We start from the raw sequence: 503 nt of genomic DNA, 5'->3' as shown, positions 1-503 counted from the left end.
AGTCGCCACGCCTGACGCGTGACCACCCACAAAACCACGATTCTCTAAGATTTCTCCTACGCTTGAACGCTCCGGAGAAACTAAGAGACCGCTTCCCTAAATTAATGCTCCGCTTAATTCTGGGGCCCCGCTATCTGTGGTCCTTTGAGGGTGGTCACCCGCCGTTACGCTGAACGCTTCACTAGCTGGCGACTTTGGCTTGGGACTCCGTCCCCACCCAAAACCCGAGTCTGGGGACTCTTGCCTGCGCTGCCGCTTGTCAGTTTTGTGCGGCCCCCCCCTGTCGTTTCGCTGGACGCTACACTTAAAACCCGCGCTTTGAGCTGAGGCGCACAAAGTTGACAACTCTCGTTGACATCTCTCGTTGACGAGGTGTAGCATTGCGCTCAGTATTTAATCGTTTGGAGCTGTTAACGATGATCGATTCTATTATGTTTTCCTTGGCGATGGTGGTGGCGGAATACACGGTATTTTGCATTGCTTGGGGCTGGCTTTTATCCATT

General features: G+C 53.1%; 1 protein-coding gene. It reads right to left on the bottom strand.

All coding sequences use genetic code 11. The features are described from left to right. Positions 1 to 304: 304 nt before the first annotated feature. Positions 305 to 503: hypothetical protein (locus tag B853_RS26240; RefSeq protein WP_211285382.1), on the bottom strand; the 199-nt coding region annotated here is incomplete at its 5' end.

The sequence above is a fragment of the Vibrio rotiferianus CAIM 577 = LMG 21460 genome (assembly GCF_002741985.1).
In the GTDB taxonomy this organism is placed as follows: Bacteria; Pseudomonadota; Gammaproteobacteria; order Enterobacterales; family Vibrionaceae; genus Vibrio; species Vibrio rotiferianus.
Note: the sequence above shows the minus strand (reverse complement) of the source record. Positions and strands in the feature narration are given on the sequence as shown.